The organism is Cognatilysobacter lacus (genome assembly GCF_008274655.1).
GTDB classification, from domain to species: Bacteria; Pseudomonadota; Gammaproteobacteria; order Xanthomonadales; family Xanthomonadaceae; genus Cognatilysobacter; species Cognatilysobacter lacus.
This window is the reverse complement of the sequence record NZ_VTRV01000286.1, coordinates 1-818: the sequence shown is the minus strand read 5'-3', so window position 1 is coordinate 818 and position 818 is coordinate 1. Positions and strand designations below refer to the sequence as shown.

Annotated in this window: 1 protein-coding gene; it reads right to left on the bottom strand. The window is 59.7% G+C overall.

Annotated elements, in window-relative coordinates; genetic code table 11:
- Positions 1-87 precede the first annotated feature (87 nt).
- Positions 88-360 (bottom strand): hypothetical protein, encoded by a 273-nt coding sequence (locus FW784_RS14110; RefSeq protein WP_149353949.1) that lies wholly within the window; start codon positions 358-360, stop codon positions 88-90.
- Positions 361-818 lie beyond the last annotated feature (458 nt).

Sequence of the window (818 nt, the reverse complement as noted above, 5' to 3'; positions counted from 1 at the left end):
CGATGACCATCATCTGGGGCCTAACACCTGAGTTAAGCCGCGCCGCGAAGCGGCGTCGGCTTGGACGAATTGTTAGGTGCCACCCTACTACTCACCGATATCGAAGTAACGGGGTTGTACACCAGCCTCAAGATCTCGCCGCCAGTTCTGAAGAATGCCGCACAGGTATTTGAAGTAGTTGGGCCTGCCCGCAGCCGTTGCGAGATACATGGCGCCCTTGATTTGGTGTGGCGTGAACAACTCCAAGAACTGGATCAGCGAAGCTTCTTCGTGATGCCCCGAACACCGGGGGCAGTTGAGCCAGTAGTCCACGACGTCGTCGAGCTCGCTCTTGGTTGTCTGCCGCCGCTGCACTGTCATGTGTGGCACCTAACACCTGAGTTAAGCCGCGCCGCGAAGCGGCGTCGGCTTGGACGAATTGTTAGGCCGCGGGCCCACACCGTGCCAGCTGCCACCACCGACGGCTGATGCGTATGAGTTTACTAGCACCCGTGTCTTTTTCGTCCGCGCGATAAGCGGCGAGCGCCGCCTGTAATTCACGGAGCTCGTTCTGCAACGCGGGAGCTGTGTAACCCTCGGCACCTGTTTCGATGGATTCGCATAACCGTGATAGCTCGTGCTTGAGTTCGCCGCGGTAGTCCAGCGCAGCGCACTCAATGAGATACGCCACATCATCCAGAGCACGAAGTAAGTCATCAGACGCCATTGCTCTCTCCGAGCGGCCTAACACCTGAGTTAAGTCGCGCCGCGAAGCGGCGTCGGCTTGGACGAATTGTTAGGCCCCGGCCCGGCGTGGACTGCACGAGCGGGACCCGACG